Source organism: Vibrio sp. V38_P2S17PM301 (assembly GCF_009904845.1).
In the GTDB taxonomy this organism is placed as follows: Bacteria; Pseudomonadota; Gammaproteobacteria; order Enterobacterales; family Vibrionaceae; genus Vibrio; species Vibrio proteolyticus.
Map to the genome: position 1 here is coordinate 1 of NZ_WXWO01000097.1, position 21,362 is coordinate 21,362.

Consider the following 21,362-nt stretch of genomic DNA (forward strand, 5'->3'; position numbering starts at 1 on the left):
ACCCTGAACTATATTTCATTTAAACTATAATTTAGCGCCACTTTAGTGGCGCTAAATAAAATATTAAAGATAGTGCTCCAACTTATCTAACAATCTATTTTTATCTGTTGGTTTAATCAAATAATCATTCATGCCAGCCTCACGAATACGGAATAATGTATCTTCTCGGTTATCTCCTGTATGCCCCACTATCGGTACATTAGAATACGTTTGCGAAGAACACCGAATACGACTGGTTGTATCAAATCCGTTCATAATGGGCATTTCTAAATCCATAAGGATCAGATCAATTGGAGTCGAGTTTAGAGCCTGAATCACTTCCTCACCATTCGTCGCTTCGGTGACCTGATAACCTTGCTTGTTAAGAAGAATCGCGGTAAACGAGCGAACTGAATCATTGTCATCAGCAATCAGTACACGTTTGCCGAACTGATTAGTTTTACGAGGGAGAACATTTCTGTCGGGCTCCGGTGACTCAAACACTAGCTTTTCAATTACGCCAGCAGAGTCCTCAAGCAGGGCACTGCGCTCAACAGGATAAAATGTCAGATAGCGGCTGAATTGATCATGATATTTCTTATGGTTTTCAAAAAGAAACGCGATCTTCGCTTCCGTAAACGTCAGTTTTGATTCCAGTTGACGGTATTCAAGCTCCTGACAACAATCCAAATCGACGATTATCAAGTCGAACTCAAATTCGTATTCTTCAAGCTCAATAGCATCCTGGATGGAAAGGCTTGTTAGCGTAAAACCAGAATAGAACGAGAGTTCATTCAGTTTACGGCTTACCAAAGAATGATCGCCAACATAAAGCAAAGATTTTGAACGCATAATTTCGTGTTTAATATTATCGATGATTTCTGATTGATACGGCGGAAACAGCAGACAAAACTCCGTCCACTTACCGAACGAAGATACACAATGGATTGAACCTCCAAACGCACTCATCACTCGCTTACAAAACGGTAAACCTAAACCGAAACTGCCATTTTTCCCCGATGTATAGAAATCCTTGAAGATATGATCCAGCTTGTCTGGTTCGATTCCTGCGCCGTTATCGTAGAAACGAAGCTGGTTAACTCCGTTTGCAGATGTGATAGTAATAATGACTTCAAAATCACTATCTTTTTGGTAGAAAAACGCATTTTTTAACAGATTGTACAGGGCATACTTCATTAGCGTATCACTGCCAAAGTAATCGAAGTCCTGTTCCACAACCAGCTTGACGTTGTCTGAAACGTTAGAGTTTGAGTAGGTAAAACTGTCTAGTGATTCACGAACCACTTTTTCTATCGAGTGTTTGATAAATGTTGAGCGCGACACCCGGTTCTGGTCGATCGAGGTCAGCAATAAGTCAATAGTTTCGTTACCATTTTTAATCACTTCATCCGCGCTTCTGAGCACTTCATGTACTCGTTCAACCTCTGCCTCGCTGAGTTCATATATGGTCTTAGGGTCTGCTTTCCGGTTAGGTATGAGCGTTTCAAGTACATCAACTGAAGTCCTCAGTGCGCTAAGAGGGTTCCTCATTTCATGCGCAATTCCAGCGCCAAAAGATTTCGCGATTGAGACTTTCGTTTCATGTTCAACCTGATTTCGGAAATAAAATAAATTACCGAATATGTAGGTGAACAAGAAAATAGGCACATATGGCCATACAACGATCGTGTCAACGCGTCCGTCATTGATGAAATAAGATAGCAAAAATGCCACGAAAACAGACAGAATGGCCTGCATTAACATCACTTTAGTTTCATGCACTAAAAGGATATGCAGAAAAATCGAAGCCATGAACGACATCACCCAGACCGTTGACCAATCGTTCATAAACATCATGAATGAAAAGAAAAATGGTAAGCATATCGTGATCACCGCGACGTAATAATACGGTAGGTACTTTTTTAGATAACCAGGCAGATGCTCTCGCAAGGCTAATCCAAGTAACAAAAGAGCACAGAAGCCTCTGAGCCCTGCACTCTCGTATGCTTCCGGAAACACATAACCCCACACATAGTAGTAAATGGGAAAACCAATAAAGCCCATCCACCCAACCAAGGACAGATTTGGTTCTGCATATTGATAGATTTTCCTGATTACATCCATGATCCTAGCCATTCTGATTTACCGGACATTTGAACTATTTTATTGTTCCGGTTTATAAAACTTTGTTAATTATAATTAATTACCGACACGATTAATATCCATAGAACCGAGTTTATAACGTCTTATTAATGAGACGTTAACCGTGACTGAATTTTGATTCTTTTATTTCTTTATAGCCAGTAATTGCGTATTAACACAATAAAAATCCTGATTAATAGACCAGACTCTGATTTCCCAGTACTTTTATTTTACTGCCAGTTCGACTTGAAGATACATCCACACGCAAAGCCATCTGTTCCTTCAACTCACTGACGTGAGAGATGATGCCTATCGTGCGGCCACCTTGTTGCAGGTCGATTAAAGTCTGAATTGCGAGTTCAAGGGATTCAGGGTCTAGGCTGCCAAAACCTTCATCAATGAACAGTGTATCGAGGCGAATGCCGCCACTGTATGACTGCACCACGTCCGACAGCCCCAGAGCCAAGGCCAATGCAGCCATAAATGATTCACCGCCAGAAAGCGTGGCGACATCACGCAGTTTTCCGGTGTATCCGTCTTCGACCATCAAATCGAGACCAGAGCCCGCATTCCCTTTCGCTCTATCCTCTTTGCGACGTAATTCATAGCGGCCTTTAGTCATTACTCTGAGGCGCTGAGATGCCTGAATCAATACATCATCAAGCAAAACTCCCAACACAAAACGATGTAGGCTGACTTTGGCCCCAGTGCGACCATTAGCAATATCACTTAGCGTACCGTACACTTGGTAGGCTTTTTCGAGTTCGGCGTTTTTCTCGTACAATCGCGCCAGTTTCTGTTCCACCTGAACCAAGCTATTCATATGAGAGCGGTGGGATGCCAGCATATCAAACGCACCACTCACCACTTTTTGCTTTCCAGCCAATTCACTCTCAATGGACGCCAGATTAGGCGGCTCTTTACCTTCTAACGCCTGAGCAACGTTATCAATCCGCCCTTTCAGAGTCGCCAGTAACTCATCAAACTGACGGAGACGACCATCTGCAGCTGTGTGTTGGGCTTCGTCCCACTTCGCCTTTAGGTAGGCATCCACATCGTGAAAATCTGTCTGGGCTAAAGCGTGTTCCCATTGCGCCTGAGCTCCTTCCAATTCCGTTGTCCAGGATCGAAGCTGCTCTTTGGCACTGATATGGGCAGATTGAGACGACGCAACCAGGTTCTGCATCTCCGATAATCGCGTACGTGCCTGCTGTTCTGCCAGAGTCAAACTCTGTATCTGCTTCTGAACTGAGCTGTACTTTTGTCTGACTTGGTCAACGTGCGTAAAGTCGGACGTAATATCCGACTGTAGCGACGCGACTTTGGTTTCTGCTTCAGTCAACTCTCGTCGCGCTTTTTCAAAGTTTTGTCCCTGAGCGTCGTGCTCTTGCTGAGCCTGAACCAATTTGATTTCCAATTGGCGCAACTGGTCTTCTAGCGCAACTAAGTCGATAGCAGACAAATGTTGAATTTCGTTTTCCAGCGATAGTTTCCGTTGTTGTAACGTTTCCAGATCCGGTGCTTCTTTCTGCTGCAAAGAGGCTTCGACTTGCGCGGCTTCCTGCTGCAGGTACTGTAAATCACTTTCCAGCTTTTGCCGTAAACTTGCCTGTTCAAGCTCGCGGTTCGTTTGCTGCTGCTGGTATTCACGCGCTTGTTGGACCTGATCTTTTGTTACAGCGTCACCCATAAACTGCGCCAACTGAGGGTGCGTGTGACTACCACACACAGGGCAGGAGTCACCTTCTGTCAATCTTGCCGCCAGCTCTGCTGCCTGATTGCTGTGCCAGACAAACTCGAGTTTATCTGCAGTTTGACGCGCAAGGTTGGTTTGCTCTTGAGCGGCTTGATACTGCTTTTCCACTTGCTGGAACCGCTGTAACTCAGCATTCTGGCGCTGGATGAGTTGCTGATGTTTCAGGCGAAGATCAATCAGCTCAATGGTATTGGTGAGGGACAGTCGTTTACCATCCAGCGTCGCACTTTGCTGCTGCGCTTGTTCACGCTCAGTTCGTTTCGCCTGAAGTTGAGTATCCAGGTGCTTAAATGTCTGCTCAGATTTCTGATGATGCGAAGTGGCTGCGACAAAGGCTTGATTAGCACTTTCAAGCAATTTTTGTTGCTCATTCAACGCAGCGAATTTCTTGCCTACTGACTCCAGTTGGAACAGTTGCTGATTGAGTTCACTGACCTGCTCGCTATTTTTCGCGGCTGCCTGATACGCACTCTCCGCATCTTTTAGCTGCTGCTGAGCCTGTTCCAGAAGCAGAGATTTATCTTTTATACTATTTCTGGCAGTCTCGCACTGTTTCTCAGCACTCTTCATCTGATCGTATGGGCGATCAAGCTGCATGGCTTTTTGCGCCTGTTGTTTCTGCAGACGTAACTTATCGATACCCTCACGTTTAGCCAGATGCTCTTTCAATTCCGCATCCAACTTCGCTTTCTGGGCAAACTGGTGACTCAACTCTAAGGCCGCCGAGTGTTGCTGCTTGGTATGATCTAACTGTTTTTGGGCATTCTTATATTGCTGGTCACTTTCGCTCAAGATAGGAGCCAAACGCGCTTTTTCTGCCTGAAGTTCTTCTTCGCTGTTGACCGAGACGACATCCAGTGCCCCTTTAATCTGGTTATCAAACTCGTCTTTTTCTTTTCGTATACCGGCAGCTCGATCAAACAGTGCTTTCTCGATCTGAGTGTAAATGTGTGTTTGGAATAGCTGTCCAAAAATCTGTTCGCGTTCCTTTGAGTTCGCGGTCAATAGCTCACGAAACTTTCCTTGAGGCAGCACCATAACCTGGCGGAACTGTTTCACATCCAGACCAATGATAGACAGCATCTCTTTAGACACCGCAGTCGGGCGGCTAGCGATGAGTTGCTCCTCTCCATTCGCAACCAGATACAGTGACGCTGTGTGCGTTTTCTTCGTGGTACCGTCACCTCGCTTTTTGGGCACTTCCTGATCGGGCGTCCGAACAACCTTGTAGACTTTACTGCCGAGAGAAAACTCAAAACTGACCTCGGTCAGTGTGTCAGGCTCAGCATGATCGCAACGCATTTGATCACCAGTCCGCTCACTGCCTGTGGTTTCGCCATAGAGTGCAAAACAGATAGCATCTAAAATAGAGCTTTTTCCAGAGCCGGTCGGGCCATTGATCAAAAACAGCGGAGAGGCACCCAATTTGGTGAAATCGACCTGCTCTTGTCCCGAAAACGGACCAAACGCCTGAAGTATTAGTTTTATCGGTTTCATGAGCGGACCTCCTTATCACCAGTTAGCTTGCTGATAATACTGGCCATTGCTTCTTCCTGAGCAGGTGTCAACGATTCCTGTTTGGCCTCCAGAAAGAAATCCCGAAACATATCAATTTCACCTCTAGTTAGCCTGGCTCTACCCATTTCTTGATCCACGCCAATCAACATGCCGGGCTTTTCCAAATGAAGCACATTCGGATACGCTTTACGCAGCTTTTCCATCGGGTCGAGAATCGCATGCTTATCCAGCAGGCGAATCAACACATAATCGTGATTGTTCGGGTCGGTCATTCCCTGAGCAATAATATCATTCAGTTCACCCTCAATAATTCGCATTTCATGAGGCGCTTTCAGATCAATGTGAGTTGCCGACTTAAAGCCTTTCTCGTCCAACTCAACCAATGTCATCCCCTTCTTCTGATGCTGTTCAGAAAAGCTGTATTTCATCAATGAACCTGAATAGCGAATGTACTCTTCACCTTTCTGTTGTGGTTGATGCAAATGGCCCAGCGCTACGTAATCAAATTCAACAAAATGTTCATGACTGACTCGATCAGAGCCACCAATGGATAACGGACGTTCGGATTCCGACTCGATGGCGCCATCGACAAAACAGTGGCTGATCAGCACATGGCGCTGGTCCACGTTCCAACTCTCTTGAATTCGTTTAGAAAGAAATGCATGAGCTTCATCATGATCGGAGACGCTCTCTTGATACAAATGTCGGATCAGTTCCGGATCGTGATAAGGCATACCGTAAAATGCAACGTCTCCGCTCGTCTCAGAGTGAATAACCACCGGATTCAACAGATCATCGAAACTGCTTAAAATATGCAGACCGGCATGGCGCATTTGCTCTGCACCAAAACCCAGCCGCTGTGCGCCGTCATGATTGCCAGAGATCAGAATGACTGGCGTATTGAGTTCACCACAAATCCGGTTGACGGTCTCATTCAGCAACTCAATGGCGCTGGTCGGTGGAACCGAACGATCATAAATATCACCAGCAATCACTAGAGCATCAACCGGATGATTGGCAATATAATCGATGATCTGTTCTATCACTGCGCGTTGATCATCAAGAAGAGAGACATTGTGAAATTGGCGGCCAAGATGCCAGTCGGAGGTGTGAAGAAACTTCATTGAGGACGTGCCGTTATACTTTTCTTTAGAGGTGGATAATACCAGCAGAGGTTTACTTTCCCTAGGCAAAAACACAGTCGCCGCACAAATTGGCGGCGACGGTCGGGTTTTTACTCTGGCTTACTTTTACAATGCTCAATTGCATTGGCAAGTAGCTCAAGTGCACTGTGTGGGCACTCTGGAAGAGCTGCATCACTTTGCCCTATCGGCGTGACACGCTCACCCCATTTTATGTGCCCAGCCCCCCAGGTCAATCCAGCACCGAATGCGGCCAAAAGCAAATCGTCATTTGGTTTCACTTTTCCCTGCTCAAGCGCTTCACATAAGGCAATAGGCACGGTTGCCGCGGAAGTATTACCGTATTTGTGAATGTTCACAAACGCCTTTTCCTGGCTGATACCTGATAGATCGCACAGCGTCTGAATAATCCGGATATTAGCTTGGTGAGGAATCACGACATCAACCTCTTCAGTAGACAAACCGGAACGAGACAATACACTCTGGGCTGCCGCTCCCATGCCTTTTACCGCACGTTTGAAAATCTCTTTACCGATAAAGTCGAATTCCCAGTAACCGTTGTCAGCAGCAAAACGATCCATCGATGTACCGAACTTAGGTACCGCCAGGATGTCACGACCTGCAGAATCACAGCCTAATTGTGCACTTTGCAACCCGGCTTTCTGTTCTGTGCGGCTCAGCACTACAGCGCCTGCCCCATCACCAAACAGGACAGCAGTATCACGCATGGTCCAGTCAATAAAGAATGACAGCCTTTCTGCACCAATAACCAGTGCATTGCGATAGTTGCCAGCCTGAATCAGGCGAGTCGCCGTTTCGAGCCCGTAGACAAATCCAGTACAAGCGGCATTGAGATCAAATGCAGCCGCCGCTTTCATGCCCAGATTTTGCGAAACTTTAGATGCAATGTTAGGAATGAGCGAATCCGGTGAACAGGTCGCAACAATCAGCACATCAATCTCATTCGCGCTGATTCCAGCACACGCTAAAGCGTGTTTTGCAGCAACGGTCGCCATTTCCGAAGTGTTTACATGGCTGATGCGACGGTTTTCGATGCCGGTACGAGAGCGAATCCATTCATCCGAAGTATCGAGAAAAGTGCTGAGGTCGTCGTTGGAGAGCGTAGCCGGCGGGAGACATTTACCCCAACCGGTAATTTCTGCGTAATATTGAGTCATTAATAACCTTTTTATACATCTTTTTCACCGAAGTATACTCAGTATCGCGGCGTACCGATACGCTCTATTTAAGATTCATGTCATAATTCAACCGATAACAAATGAAAGTTTCGAGAGAAAGTTATGTCTACATTTAACAGCCGTTGTCCGTCTTGCCATGGTTTGAATCGAGTACCAGTAGAACGTGTTTCAGAAAACCCAATCTGCGGTAAGTGTCAGTCACCTCTGTTTGACGGCGCCCCTATTGAAGGTACTGAAGCCAACCTGGACGCTTTACTTACTAGCCAGCAACCTGTCGTGATCGATTTTTGGGCGCCTTGGTGTAATCCTTGCGTGGGATTTGCACCTATTTTTGCTGATGTTGCCGCAGAGCGAAAAGGTCAGATGCGATTTATTAAAGTCGATACCGAGACTCAGCAAAACATTGCGGCAAGATATCAGATTCGCAGCATTCCTACAGTAATGGTATTTAAGAACGGTCAGAGAGTCGATATGGTTAATGGCGCTCTACCAAAGTCACAATTTGATCAATGGCTTAACTCAGCAGCCTCTAAATAACACCACCTCATATAAATGCATAAAAAGTCGGCATATTTTCACTAAATATGCCGGCTTTTGTTATGATTACTCCACACTCAGTTACGATAAATAATTTTTATCGTAAAGTTCGATATTTTTCGTTTTACCCTTATCTGTGAAATCTGCATAGTCGCCCCGAAAATCATAATGTTCTTGACTCTTTTCTTTTGGGGAACCAGCGGTGGAAAACACTTTTGAAACTGCGCAAAAAGCACGCATATCCGTGCCTGTTATTGCGTTATCGCTATATGCTGTAGCTTCTGGCTACCTAATGAGCTTAATTCCTCTGGTTTTGCCTCATTATGGTCTTGATAGTCAGTTGGCCAGCTGGCTGGCGAGTGTTTTCTACGCAGGTCTCTTAGTTGGTGCGATTGTTATCGAACCTCTGGTGCATCAATGCGGACACCGCAAAGCATTTGTTTGGTGCCTGAGTGCATTTATCGCGACCATTCTTGTGCTTCCTTTATTGCCACAAGCAACCATTTGGTTGGCTGCACGTTTTATCGCGGGTATCGCTGTAGCTGGCGTGTTTGTGATTGTAGAATCCTGGCTGTTGCATGGGGATGAAAAAGGCCGCGCTCGCCGTCTGGGTATTTATATGGCGTCACTTTATGGCGGTTCATCTATCGGTCAACTGGGCATCGGTTATCTCGGTATTGAAGGCGGTGTACCTTTTATTGCGATCTTTACACTGCTGTTGCTGGCGGTGGTTGTGCTTGTCTTTGGTGAATCCGATCAGCCAGAAAGCGAACAGCCATCCCGTCTGTCATTCAAGCAGATCAGTAAAATGAATCATGCTGCGATCATCGGCTGCGTGGTTTCCGGTTTAACGCTTGGCGCAATCTACGGCCTCATGCCCCTTGAACTGGTGCATCGTGGAATAAGCAACGAGGACTTGGGTACGCTTATGGCTCTGATCATACTGGGTGGTATGGCCGTTCAACCTATGGTGCCTTGGGCATCCAAATTCCTCGGCCGCACGCTGTTGATGGCCATGTTCTGTCTTCTGGGTGTGGGCGCGATAGCGATTACAACGTTGGACGGCAGCCTGTCTGTGTTGGCGGTGTGCATTTTTATGCTGGGTATGGCGACGTTTGCTCTGTATCCTATCGCGATCAACTTAGGCTGTGACAAGATGGAGCCATCTAAAATAGTCGCGGTGACTCAAGTCATGCTATTTAGCTACAGCATCGGGTCTGTTGTGGGTCCGATTCTGGCTGACAGCTTCATGCGTTCACAACAAGGTTTGATGGGCTACTTGTTTGCGGCATTGTTGGCGACTTGCATCTATATGTTGCTGGCCAGTGTCAAAACCAAACGTCGTTTGGTTGCCGGCGACTAACAGTATCAACTTAACGCTTCATCCTTCGATGACGATTGGAGGCGTGTGGTACCGGTTTATCCGGCACTGCACGCCTTTCGTGTATCAGGTGGCGGATTGCCAGAATCGGGTGAGGCAGTAACATTCTCGGACCCGCATACCGCATCACGGCCAGCATTCGTTGCTTTGGCTCCGGTTTATAGCAGTGGATCGGGCAACGGTTACAGGTCGGTTTGGCTGCTCCATAAGGGCAGCGATCCAGTCGCTGCTCCGCGTAGCGCAATAGCGCGTCACACTCTTCACACAAGATTTGACGGGCACCATGCTTGTCGCGACAATAAATCCAGATCATGGCTTTTACGGTGTTGAACTCTTTTAATAACTCGCCGTTAAAAATCTCATTATTCTCAGTCATATTGCCTCAGCGTCAACGAATACAGCAACAACGCCCTCCCGTCCTCAAGAACCTGTTGAGTTTTGGCAAACTGAAAGCCGGCTTTATTCAGCAGCGCCTTACTGGCTTCATTGTCAGCCGTCGTGATTGCCACCAACTCGTCAATATGTTCCTGTTGCTCCGCATAACGAATCACAGCAAGCACAGACTCCGTTCCGTAACCCTTTCCAGTCGCCTGCGGTAAGAACCCGTAGCCAACATCATAGGCATCGAGCATCTCTCGCTTGATAAGGCCACATACGCCAATCGGGGGTTGATGTCTGTTTCTCTTCAACCACCAGCAGACTGACGCCCTTGTCCCTCTCCATCGTTAAAAAGGCGTTCTCGATGTAGTGTTCAACGTCAGGTTCCGTACTGAGACGCTTGTTTCCGACAAAACGCAGAAAACCACTGGTATTGTAGAGTTTCAGGATAAAGGGCGCATCCTCAAACGTAATCAATCGCAGACGCAGGCGTGTGGTTTCGAGTGGTTGCATAGACAGAATCAGAGTTTGTAACCAGAAAGAAAAAACTATATCCTCACGCGTCCTAAATGCCTAATACCTAGATCAAATGAACCGCAAAAAGAAAATCAACCAGATTCTCAAAGCTAAGCAAAAGAAGCAAAACTCCAAGCTGCATAAAAGCAATAAACCTCGCTATATATCGAAAGCTGAGCGTGAAAAACTGGAAGCAGAACAAGTCGCTAGTGATACGCAGCCTGATATTCAGGACGTGCAGGAACAGTAATCTCAGGCCAGCAAAATGCTGGCCTTTGTGTCTCTGTACACCGTAAATCGTCCATCCGGACTACAGCATGAAGTGTTCCTGTTTTCTAAACTGAACGTATGAGTACAGGAATGTAGCTTTACCCGGGAGACGTATATGCTTCGATTAATCATTACTACTCTGCTGTGTTTGCACACCAGCCTGGTCGCTGCATATCCGGCAAATGCGGAATACTGGAGCCACCGTAGCGTGCTCTACTTTGCCCCTTCTAACGATGAACACGTTCAGCAATTTTTGATGGAAGCGCTGATCAATGAATGCCAACTTTCAGATCGTGATGTTGTCACCATCGTGGTCACGGCCGATGGCTTCACGATCCCGGGCTGGGTTAAAGAAGAATTTAACATCCCTGCCCTGTTTCGCGCATACGGCGCCAACGAAAAAGAGCACACTGCGGTTTTGATTGGCAAAGACGGCAACGAAAAGCTCAGATGGGGAAAAAAAACCAACTGGAAAGAAGTCTCTCAAACGATTGACGCAATGCCGATGAGAAAGCGTGAGATGAAAACCCGCTCTAGCCCATGTTCCGCTTAAGCCTAAAATGAAAAAGCCCCGGTATACACCGAGGCTTTTTCAAAAATAATGGAGGCGCGTCCCGGAGTCGAACCGAGGTCCACGGATTTGCAATCCGCTGCATAGCCACTCTGCCAACGCGCCTTTCAAATTGTTCTTAATCAGAGATATGGTGCCCCGGGCCGGACTTGAACCGGCACAGCGCGAACGCCGAGGGATTTTAAATCCCTTGTGTCTACCAATTCCACCACCAGGGCAACGCAGATATGCGATGATAACACCATTCCCTACCGGGCTAACCCGCTGGAACGAGGCGTACTTTAACGGATTGAATTTTCAGGTCAACAAAATATTTCATATTTATCAACTGAATGCCCAACAAACTGCCAACTGGTATAGATAATACTCAAACTGCACAAGAAGCGCCCAGCGCGAACACAAAGCCTCGCAAGTGCGAGGCTTTGTGTTGAGACGTCATCGATGACAGTCTCGCATCAACGTTTGGTGTTAGTGATACGCCTCGCCCACCTGCACTTTGCCACGGAAGACGTAGTAACCCCAAGCGGTGTACGCCAGAATCACGGGCAGGATAAACAGCACGCCTATCAACGCAAACAGTTGGCTGGAAAGCGGTGACGCCGCCAGCCAGAAGTCAACCGATGGCGGAATGATGGTCGGCCAGATGCTGATCATCAGGCTCACATAGCCGAGTGCAATCAAAAACAGCGTGGCAACAAACGGTTTGTAAGAGTGGAGTTTACGCAGATTACGCAGAATCAGCGCCACGGCAATCACCGCCAACACTTCCACTGACGCCGTAAAGACCCAGTGATGACCGCTCAGCCACAAGTCAGCCACTTGCGGGTTTAACCACGCGGTCCACACCGCCACCATCGCAATCATCACGATCAACGCGTAAGTCAGCGGGCGGCTGTAGTGGCGCATTTTGCTCTCCAGCATGCCGTCGGTTTTCATCAACAACCAGGTACTGCCCAGCAGCGCGTAGGTCAGAGTCAAACCCAACCCACACAGCAGTGGAAACGGCGCCAACCAGTCAAAATCACCACCGGCAAACTGGCGGTTCACCACGGGAATGCCCGCGACGTAAGTGCCCAGTGCGACGCCTTGGAAAAACGCCGCCATGATAGAACCACCAATGAACGCTTTATCCCACCAGTGACGCGATTTCGCTGACGCTTTAAAGCGAAACTCAAATGCGACGCCACGGAAAATCAGCCCCGCTAACACCAGCACCAGCGGCAGATACAACGCTTCCAGAATAACGGAATACGCCAATGGGAATGCGGCGTACAACGTCGCACCGCCAAACACCAGCCAGGTTTCGTTGCCATCCCACACCGGCGCGACCGTGTTCATCATCACATCGCGCTCTTTCGGGTCGGAGATGAACGGAAAAAGAATGCCTAAGCCTAAGTCAAAGCCATCGAGAATCACGTACAGCAGCAAGCCAAACGCGATGATCACGGCCCAAATCACGGATAAATCGATACCTTGAATGGTCATGTTGTCCTCCTTTATTTCGCCAGACTGAGCGGGTCATCGCTCACGTGTTCTTGCTCAACCGCTGTCGGACCCTTGCCCACCAAGCGCATCATGTAAGTGATCCCGACGGTAAACACCGAGAAGTAAATGATGACAAACAGCGCCAGCGTGATGCTCATCTGCAATACATCATGGTTCGACGCCGCATCGCGGGTGCGCATCATGCCGTACACCACCCATGGCTGACGGCCGATTTCGGTCGTGAACCAGCCTGCCAGCAGCGCAATCAATCCCGATGGCCCCATCAGCAGGACAAAGCGATGGAACAGTTTGGTGTTGTAGAGCTTGCCTTTGCGACGCAGCCACAACGCCGTCAGGGCAGACAGAATCATCAACATGCCAAGGCCAGCCATCACGCGGAAACTCCAGAACACGATGGTTGAATTGGGTCGGTCTTCTTTCGCAAAGCTTTTCAGCGCCGGGATCTGTTTCTCCAGACTGTGGGTCAGAATTAAGCTGCCCAGATACGGCACTTCAAGGCTGAAGCGGGTTTTCTCCGCATCCATATCCGGAATCCCGAACAGGATCAAAGGCGTCGCTTCGCCCGGTTTGTTTTCCCAATGCCCTTCAATCGCCGCAATTTTCGCGGGTTGATGCTCAAGCGTATTTAAACCGTGTGCATCGCCCACCACCGCTTGCAGTGGTGCCACCAGCAGAATCATCCACATAGCCATTGAGAACATTTTTTTCACTTCAGCACTCTTGCGACCGCGCAGTAAATGCCAGGCCGCTGAAGCGGCAACAAAGAATGCCGTCGACAGGAAGGCAGCCAATGCCATGTGCGCCAGTCGGTACGGGAATGACGGGTTGAATACGATTTTAAACCAGTCGACAGGCACCACGCGGCCATCCACAATTTCAATGCCTTGCGGAGTCTGCATCCAGCTGTTGGACGACAGGATCCAGAACGTTGAAATCAGCGTCCCGATCGCCACCATCACCGTGGCAAAGAAGTGCATGCGGCGGCTGACTTTGTGCCAGCCAAACAGCATGACACCCAAAAATCCGGCTTCGAGGAAAAAGGCCGTCAGCACTTCGTAGGTCAGAAGTGGTCCGGTGACACTGCCGGCGAAATCAGAAAAGCGCGCCCAGTTGGTGCCAAATTCGTACGACATCACCAAGCCGGACACCACGCCCATGCCAAAGTTAACGGCGAAAATTTTGCACCAGAAGTGATACAGATTTTTGTACACCGGATTGCCGGTTTTCATCCAGCGCCATTCCAGCACCGCGAGAAAACTGGCCAGCCCAATGGTGATCGCCGGAAAAATAATGTGAAACGACACCGTGAACGCAAACTGAATGCGCGCCAGGTCGAGAGCCTCTAAATGAAACATACCAGAATCCTTAATCTTTCAGAGGTCGCTGGCCCCGCCGCATAACACCAAGCAGGGCCAATGAGATAAACAGAAGTAAACCGAATTACAGTGCAGTGTTTGGAATCACGCTGCTTGGTTTGGCTTTTTCCAGTTTGATGGCCACAAACTTGGAGGTCGGCGTAAAGGTGCGATCGCCGTAGCTATCGAGCGGTACCAGCGGATTGGTTTCTGGGTAATACGCCGCGGCCTGTCCGGTTGGCATGTCATACGCCACCAGTTCAAAACCGCTGACACGGCGCTCCAGCCCGTCGTCCCACAAGGTCACCAAGTCCACTTTATCGCCCGGTTCATAGCCCAGACGACGAATGTCCTCTGCGTTGACGAACACCACATCGCGCATGCCAAACACGCCGCGATAACGGTCATCCAGCCCATACAACGTGGTGTTGTACTGATCGTGGGAACGCAGGGTTTGCAGGATCAGATCCGGCGCATCGCCGCGTTGAATCACGTTTTCGTTCACCAGTTGATCCGGCAACGCTGGCGCAGCAAACTGCGCTTTCCCGCTGGCGGTATTCCATTCACGACGGGCCGCCGTATTACCCAGGTAAAAACCGCCCGGATGCTGCAAACGCTGATTGAAGTTTTCAAACCCGGGAATGGTGTCAGCGATCAAATCACGAATGTGACTGTAATCAGCGATCGCCCAGTCCCAGTCGATTGGGAAATTACCCAGTGTCGCTTTGGCAATCCCCGCCAGAATCGCAGGCTCAGAGCGTAGAGATGGCGAGCGCGCTTTGAGCTGACCATAGGAGAGGTGCACCATGCTGAAAGTATCTTCAACCGTCACGCCCTGCGGGCCGTTGGCCTGAATATCGATTTCAGTACGGCCAAGGCATGGCAGGATCAACGCATCGCGACCAGTCACCAGATGTGAACGGTTCAGTTTGGTGGCGATGTGCACGGTCAGCTCACAATTGCGCAGCGCATCATGAGTACGTGGTGTATCCGGCGTCGCCTGCGCAAAGTTACCGCCAAGGCCGATAAACACTTTGGCGCGCTTCTCTTCCATCGCCTTGATGGCAAGCACGGCGTTATGACCATGTTCGCGAGGCACTTTGAATTGGAAGCGTTTTTCCAGCGCATCCAACAGAAACTCCGGCGGCTGTTCATCAATCCCCATCGTGCGGTCACCCTGCACGTTACTGTGTCCACGCACCGGCGACAGCCCGGCACCCGGTTTGCCAACGTTCCCGCGCAGCAGTTGTAAATTCACCACTTCCTGAATGGTCGGCACGGAGTGGCGGTGCTGAGTCAGCCCCATCGCCCAGCACATCACCACGCGTTCAGCACGGCGATACATGCGTGCCAGCACTTCGATTTCATCGAGTCCCAAACCCGATTGCTGAGTGATGTGTTTCCACGAGGTACGATCGACAACGTTTAAGTAAGCATCCACGCCCGTCGTGTGCTCGCGAATAAAATCGTGGTCGAAAACCGGCGCTTCACCCAATGCTTGCGCTTCGCGCTCCCATTGCAGCAGAAACTTCGCCATACCGCGGAACACGGCCATATCCCCGCCCAAAGCGGGGCGGAAATAAGCACTGCTGGTCGGCTCCGAACCGTTGCTCAGCATTTCAATCGGGTGTTGCGGGTGTTGGAAACGCTCCAAACCGCGTTCTTTGAGCGGGTTCAGACAGATCACCTGTGCGCCGCGTTTAACCGCTTCACGCAAAGGCTCAAGCATACGCGGGTGGTTGGTCCCCGGGTTCTGGCCGATGACAAAAATCGCATCCGCCAGCTCCAAATCTTTAAATACCACCGTCCCTTTGCCGACCCCGATGGTGTCGGACATGCCAATCCCACTGGCTTCGTGGCACATGTTTGAACAGTCAGGGAAGTTATTAGTGCCAAACGCACGGACAAACAGTTGATAAATGTACGCCGCCTCATTGCTGGCGCGACCAGAGGTGTAAAATTCCGCTTCATCTGGAGACGCCAGCGCGTTGAGGTGGCGTCCGACCATCGCAAACGCATCGTCCCAGGAGATTTCGACGTAGTGATCGGTTTCAGAATCATAACGCATCGGATGACTCAGGCGGCCCTGATATTCCAGCCAGTAATCGGTTTGTTTAGCCAGTTCCGAAACGCTGTATTTGGCAAAGAAATCCGGATCCACAAGACGGCTGGTGGATTCCCAGTTGACGGCTTTTGCTCCGTTTTCGCAGAAATTCACCATCCCGCTTTCCGGCGATTCACCCCACGCACATCCCGGACAGTCGAAGCCGCCATTCTGGTTGGTTTTCAACATCGCTCTCAGGTTACGAAACGCATTCTCACTGCCTAACCAGCTTTTGGTGACCGCTTTGAGCGCGCCCCAGCCTGCTGCAGGTCCGGGATACGCTTTAATGTGTTCCTTTTGGTTCATGACGACACTCCTCTCTAGGAATTTCAATGAACGATGCGTTATTTACCGGTGAGCGATGGCAAATATGATTTCGACCACTTGTGCTTATATTGATGCACAAAGTTGCACGAAATAAATAAGGTTCATTGATTGGTTATTGTTTTCCGTCGGTTAGAATCATTGGCGGAATTTGTTTTTAATAACTTTATTTAATTGCTCAAATTACGTCTAATCAATGATATTTAACCCTTCATTCAAAAAATCTATCACATCGATGTAAACGTTATTTACTCATTAACCTTCAAAGACATAAACTCGTTCAATAGATTTTATTTATCATCTAATTACTCAAATTCGCAAAATAACCATAAAACATAAATGGATTTTTAGGTGGCCAATGATAAAAAGGCAGATGGCAAACGTAAATACAAGATAACTTTTATTAGAAAAAGTGGATCAGTGACTGCTCATTCCGGCAGCCTGCATCAACGCTCGAAAGCCCGTGGCGACAACACCAAGCGTCATCACGCTCCCGAACCAGATAGCCCCCATCCACAGCAAGTCTATGGATAGGCTTCGCGATTTTTCCGTTGTTTTTTCACTCATAAATAACTCTCTATACTTGGCTTTTTAACTCATTAAAAATCACAACGTTCAGAAATAAGAATACTGTATAAGATATTATCTATCATAATATCTTAAGTAGACTGGTCAAATTGATTTGTACAATAGCATTATCAATACTTTCTATGGATTAGGGTATAATCGAACAACACAAATAATCTTGGAATTTAACCAATAAATTTGGCAACCATAAACCTTCACTTCTCTCACCACCAATATAAATCTAGAAGTTTTCATCGTTTAAAATGGAAATTGTCAAACGTTTAAATATGTCCAATCAACAGCCTATCTCAGGTCTTATGCGCGAAGGATATGCAACTTAATAAAATAGTCACACTGTGTTCGTCGGTGTTACACGTTGTTCGCATCGTGTACAACATATTGACTCCCCTCTAATTCAACACATTCAGCAAGTTAACCGGATGTCTCTTGATCTCTTAGCCTCTGGTTGCACAGCCAAACTGTTCACCGTTACATGTATAAAAATAAATTACCTTTAAATACAAAAGGTTAAAAATGGAACACTCTATGCTTACTGTCAGTCGCGGTACCAAACTTATTTCAGTAAGAACAACGATGGCGGTTGTATGGAACAGCAAGTCTTGTCCCCATACCCGCAGGAGGTTTTATGAAAGCAACAACGAAAGCATGGTGGCACAGCAGGGAGCTCTGTTGTACCAGCTTATCTAACATAGGAAACTTGTTTAAACAACTTGGATGGCTGCTAGCCTTAAGTGCCATTCTGGGCCTTCAGAATGTGCAAGCGGCCGCAGGTGACCCATCCGATCAAGGTGTACAGCCTATGGAGTCTGAAGGCAACCCGACTTGTTCAGACCTTTTGATGGACATTCCTGATCTAAGGGAGTTAAGGGTCGAACCTGTTGCTGACGGTACATACAGTGACGGAACACTGGAAGTTATGATTGCCGTGCAAGAAGGCTCCAAAACCTTCTCATGGGATCAAGGTTCAAGCGCTGTCATTATTCAAGGTGTATTTGTCAAAGGCGGCCCTAGCGGTAACCTATATGAGTACTACTCTGATGGACTATTGGTGAGTTCTGATGGCGGTCTGCACTCCCCTGTCGGTAAAAATGGTAAATATGCGGGGTTGAGTCATATCTCGTTCTGTTACACCCCAGGTAAACCCGAGATCAAAATCACCAAAACCTGTACATTTGGCGGTGTCGGTGAGGATGGTCAATCATTGAAATACAATTACTCTCTGACAGTAGAAAACACTGGTCAACTCCCTTTGTATGATATCAAAGCGATCGATGTCACTGCCGAAGAAAAAGACTTGGATAATGGTACTCACCAATTCGATCTGGCCATGCTCGCGGTCGGTGACTCAGAAGAGTTTAACGGTATGTTGAGAGTGGATCAGAACGGTATCATGAACAAAGCAACCGTATCGGCTGCAATTGCGACAGGCGGTGTCACTGCGGTTGACGATGATGATACCTTCGACTGTCCGTCTCAAAACATCCCTGGCAAACTGGTACTGCAAAAAGACTGTGACGTAGTTGTGAAAAACCGGTTTGAAGAAACGGGTCTTCATGAATACGGCCTGCAAATCAACTACAGCGGTAGTGTTTGTAACAACTCTATTGTGACTGTTGAAGGCATTGCCGTTACCGACAGCGAAGATAGCGATGGACCAACGTACATGAAGGATGGAATGGAATTAGGTTCTCCATTTGCGCTGGATCCGGGAGAATGTGCTGATTTCGCAGGTAACTATGATCCTGTTCCTCAAATGGGTGAAGGCTTACCATTACCTGGCGAAGAAGTCCGAGGCTTCACCGATATGGTTGATGCCAGCGGTATCACCGTATTTGGCGGAACTGTCAATGTGATGGCCGCAGAGGCAACTTGTAAACTGTGCCCTGAATGCCCAGAGCCTGAAAACTGCCCTGAGTAAAGACACGTAAACAAGTTGTCGTAGATAAACTGATCGATGCCTGATGTTGATTCATCAGGCATCTTTTTTTGTTAGGCTTACTTTTTATTGCCTTTGCCGTTACCCGGGCCGCCTGCCGAAGAGTCTCCCCCTGATGACGCCTCCAGCGTCACAGATACGCGTGCCGTCGAACTGTTTTTGCCATCGCTGATGGTGTAGCTGAAACTATCACTGGTTTTGAAACGCTTTTCAGGCGTGTAACGCAGTGTGCCGTCCGACAACATTTCCAAGCGGCCTTTGCTAGGCTGAGTGAACGAGATCACAGACACTGACGCGGTTTCCTCAACAATATCGTTCGCTAACACATCGACCGTCACTGCAGACTTTGAAGACATAACAACATTATCATTTACCGCGATCGGTGCTGAAGAGGTGCTGTCATCTGCAACAACGGTGAATGGCACAGTGGCTATCGTGCTGGAATCCAACGCCGAACTGTTGGTCGCGCTTACTGCAATTGAATACTCATTTGCCACAGCATCTGCTGAAGAAGCGACGGAAATCATCACCTGACCAGTCTCACCCGGAGCCAGTGTCAACGCTTCGTTGTTTGCCTGCCAGCCACTCGGAACCGAAGCACGAACATCAAAGCTGCTTGTGACGCAATCCACGGTATCACGGTTGGTGACGGTCACCAGGTAAGACACCGTTTCTCCCGCCAATACTGCATTGTCGGTCATCGCGACAGCACTCAGTTCCGGTGAGTTATTGGTACACACCTTATTGCCTGGCTCACTCCCATTGGCGCCATCAAATACAACACTCACTTCTGCGCTGCCATTCGCCGAGCTGATCAAGCTAAGCGTGACACCTGAAACCGGATCGACGTAACTGTCACCAACCGCCATGGCCGGATCAAACCAGTCATTACGACCGAAAACATTGCGGAACTCCGAATTCGTTTTAAAATGGAGCAAATTGCTGCTGCGCGCATCGCCATCCGTCGCCGTGCGGATAATGATGCCATCGGTAACGTCACCACGATACAACCGATAAGATCGTGCATCCAAAAAGTTATCAAAGCCTACTGACTGACGGTATTCGATGTAAAACCAGCGCATATTGCCGGACTCAGGGTCGATACCCCGAGGGACTTTGATCGTAACCGGCTTATTGCTCTGGTCTTCATAATTGGTAATAGTGTAGGTTCCATCTTGAGTCACATTGATGGTTTTAGAGGCGTTTTCACCATCCAACCAACCGAGTTGTTCTTTTTGGAACGTATTGAAGTAACCAATATCCGGGTTACCCATAACGTCGTACGTGTCCCCGTATTCATAGGTAGTACAGTGATCCGATAGCGTTTGTTCGCCACAATCCAGTGCTCGTGAATGGTGCAGCCCGAAGTTGTGCCCCAGTTCATGCGCAATATTGGTTGCGGTGAACACATTGTTAATATAAGCCCTTGACGGCACACCTTGCATACTGGCAGATCCCGCTACGCCGCACGTGGTTTCCGTCATTAAATAGATGATACGCTCATAATCAGCCACCGGAACACCATCCGCCGCCGCCATTTTGTCCGCCGCCTCTTGGACCGCGTTTAAATCGCAGGTTTGATTTGAGACTGGTAAGGTATACCAACCTGAAACCTGACCGGTTAACCAGGTTTGACCGTACGAACTCTCTCGGTAAAAATTGTTTACATCACCAAAAACCAAGCTGTCGGCATCCGACAAAGACAGGGGCTTCTCATTCGGGTTCTCCTGAAAATTCACCAGTAAAACCAACGTTTTTTGTTCACCTTTGGTGGAGAGCGTCACACTTGCGAGTGCAGAAAAAGACAACAATGAAAACAGGCCCGCCAGCAATAATGCAAAAGCCCCCTTCCCTCGCAATGATAAGTTAGTGTTGAAACTTAATATTTTGAAAGAGTTAATAAAATTCAACGTATATACCTCGGATTAGCGGATCATTGAAAAGCTAATTAGCTATAAAATAGTTTCGGAAAAATTTTGAACAAAACAGCTCAACCCGAAGTCACTTGAATATCATTAAAAAGCAAAACCCTTCTCACCATAAACATGGAAAAAATAGGTTTAAATTTTAATAAAAAACAAGTAATCATCATGCTTAGTAAAAAGCATTCTGAGTTACTTTGAGATGAGCGCACCTTAAAGATAAATTTAAGATAGCGAT

General features: G+C 47.9%; 15 protein-coding genes, 2 tRNA genes and 1 pseudogene. 5 read left to right on the top strand and 13 right to left on the bottom strand.

The window, feature by feature from the left end; translation table 11 throughout:
- Positions 1–63: 63 nt before the first annotated feature.
- The 4 genes from CAG64_RS19980 to CAG64_RS19995 form a co-directional block, all read right to left on the bottom strand.
- Positions 64–2,103, bottom strand: coding sequence for an ATP-binding response regulator (locus tag CAG64_RS19980; protein ID WP_161457428.1), 2,040 nt, complete (start codon positions 2,101–2,103; stop codon positions 64–66).
- 211 nt (positions 2,104–2,314) lie between these two features.
- Entirely contained in the window at positions 2,315–5,374 is a 3,060-nt protein-coding gene (locus tag CAG64_RS19985; protein WP_161457421.1) for an AAA family ATPase, read from the bottom strand.
- Positions 5,371–6,519, bottom strand: a complete 1,149-nt coding sequence (locus CAG64_RS19990; protein WP_161457422.1) for an exonuclease SbcCD subunit D — start codon at positions 6,517–6,519, stop codon at positions 5,371–5,373. Before CAG64_RS19990 ends, CAG64_RS19985 begins: the two co-directional genes overlap by 4 nt.
- 110 nt (positions 6,520–6,629) lie before the next feature.
- On the bottom strand, positions 6,630–7,715 hold the full coding sequence (locus tag CAG64_RS19995; protein WP_161453655.1) for a ketoacyl-ACP synthase III: 1,086 nt from the start codon (positions 7,713–7,715) through the stop codon (positions 6,630–6,632).
- Positions 7,716–7,838: 123 nt separating this feature from the next.
- Between CAG64_RS19995 and trxC the strand changes: the two genes are divergently transcribed.
- Positions 7,839–8,273, top strand: coding sequence for a thioredoxin TrxC (gene trxC / locus CAG64_RS20000; protein ID WP_161453656.1), 435 nt, complete (start codon positions 7,839–7,841; stop codon positions 8,271–8,273).
- Positions 8,274–8,475: 202 nt separating this feature from the next.
- Positions 8,476–9,636, top strand: coding sequence for an MFS transporter (locus CAG64_RS20005; protein WP_161457423.1), 1,161 nt, complete (start codon positions 8,476–8,478; stop codon positions 9,634–9,636).
- 10 nt (positions 9,637–9,646) lie between these two features.
- Here CAG64_RS20005 and CAG64_RS20010 read toward each other — a convergent pair whose 3' ends face one another.
- Together CAG64_RS20010 and CAG64_RS20015 are read right to left on the bottom strand one after the other, a co-directional pair.
- Positions 9,647–10,030: a nitrous oxide-stimulated promoter family protein gene (locus CAG64_RS20010; RefSeq protein WP_161457424.1), complete on the bottom strand. Its 384-nt coding sequence runs from the start codon at positions 10,028–10,030 to the stop codon at positions 9,647–9,649.
- Positions 10,023–10,545: pseudogene (locus CAG64_RS20015) on the bottom strand (GNAT family N-acetyltransferase). Before CAG64_RS20015 ends, CAG64_RS20010 begins: the two are co-directional and overlap by 8 nt.
- A gap of 76 nt (positions 10,546–10,621) precedes the next feature.
- On the opposite strand from CAG64_RS20015, the gene CAG64_RS20020 reads away from it, so the two are divergent.
- Positions 10,622–10,798, top strand: coding sequence for a DUF2986 domain-containing protein (locus tag CAG64_RS20020; RefSeq protein WP_161453659.1), 177 nt, complete (start codon positions 10,622–10,624; stop codon positions 10,796–10,798).
- A gap of 135 nt (positions 10,799–10,933) precedes the next feature.
- A complete protein-coding gene (locus CAG64_RS20025) occupies positions 10,934–11,371 on the top strand; it encodes a DUF4174 domain-containing protein (protein ID WP_021705159.1) in 438 nt (145 codons plus the stop codon).
- 49 nt (positions 11,372–11,420) lie between these two features.
- Here CAG64_RS20025 and CAG64_RS20030 read toward each other — a convergent pair.
- From CAG64_RS20030 to CAG64_RS20055, 6 genes are all read right to left on the bottom strand, one after another.
- Positions 11,421–11,494 (bottom strand) — tRNA-Cys (locus CAG64_RS20030).
- A gap of 26 nt (positions 11,495–11,520) precedes the next feature.
- Positions 11,521–11,607: transfer RNA gene (locus CAG64_RS20035), tRNA-Leu, on the bottom strand.
- A gap of 250 nt (positions 11,608–11,857) precedes the next feature.
- Positions 11,858–12,874 carry a cytochrome d ubiquinol oxidase subunit II gene (gene cydB / locus CAG64_RS20040; protein ID WP_161457425.1) on the bottom strand — a complete coding sequence of 339 codons (1,017 nt, stop codon included), beginning with the start codon at positions 12,872–12,874 and terminating at the stop codon, positions 11,858–11,860.
- 11 nt (positions 12,875–12,885) lie between these two features.
- On the bottom strand, positions 12,886–14,250 hold the full coding sequence (locus CAG64_RS20045; RefSeq protein ID WP_161457426.1) for a cytochrome ubiquinol oxidase subunit I: 1,365 nt from the start codon (positions 14,248–14,250) through the stop codon (positions 12,886–12,888).
- 85 nt (positions 14,251–14,335) lie between these two features.
- Positions 14,336–16,660 (bottom strand): FdhF/YdeP family oxidoreductase, encoded by a 2,325-nt coding sequence (locus CAG64_RS20050; protein ID WP_161457427.1) that lies wholly within the window; start codon positions 16,658–16,660, stop codon positions 14,336–14,338.
- A 435-nt stretch (positions 16,661–17,095) separates the two neighbouring features.
- Positions 17,096–17,245, bottom strand: coding sequence for a DUF2474 domain-containing protein (locus CAG64_RS20055; RefSeq protein ID WP_081693152.1), 150 nt, complete (start codon positions 17,243–17,245; stop codon positions 17,096–17,098).
- Between the two features lie 646 nt (positions 17,246–17,891).
- Between CAG64_RS20055 and CAG64_RS20060 the strand changes: the two genes are divergently transcribed.
- Positions 17,892–19,184 (top strand): DUF7507 domain-containing protein, encoded by a 1,293-nt coding sequence (locus tag CAG64_RS20060; RefSeq protein ID WP_237668438.1) that lies wholly within the window; start codon positions 17,892–17,894, stop codon positions 19,182–19,184.
- Positions 19,185–19,261: 77 nt separating this feature from the next.
- Here the strand turns inward: CAG64_RS20060 and CAG64_RS20065 are convergent, their stop codons facing one another.
- Entirely contained in the window at positions 19,262–20,941 is a 1,680-nt protein-coding gene (locus CAG64_RS20065) for an Ig-like domain-containing protein (protein WP_337247472.1), read from the bottom strand.
- Positions 20,942–21,362: the final 421 nt, after the last annotated feature.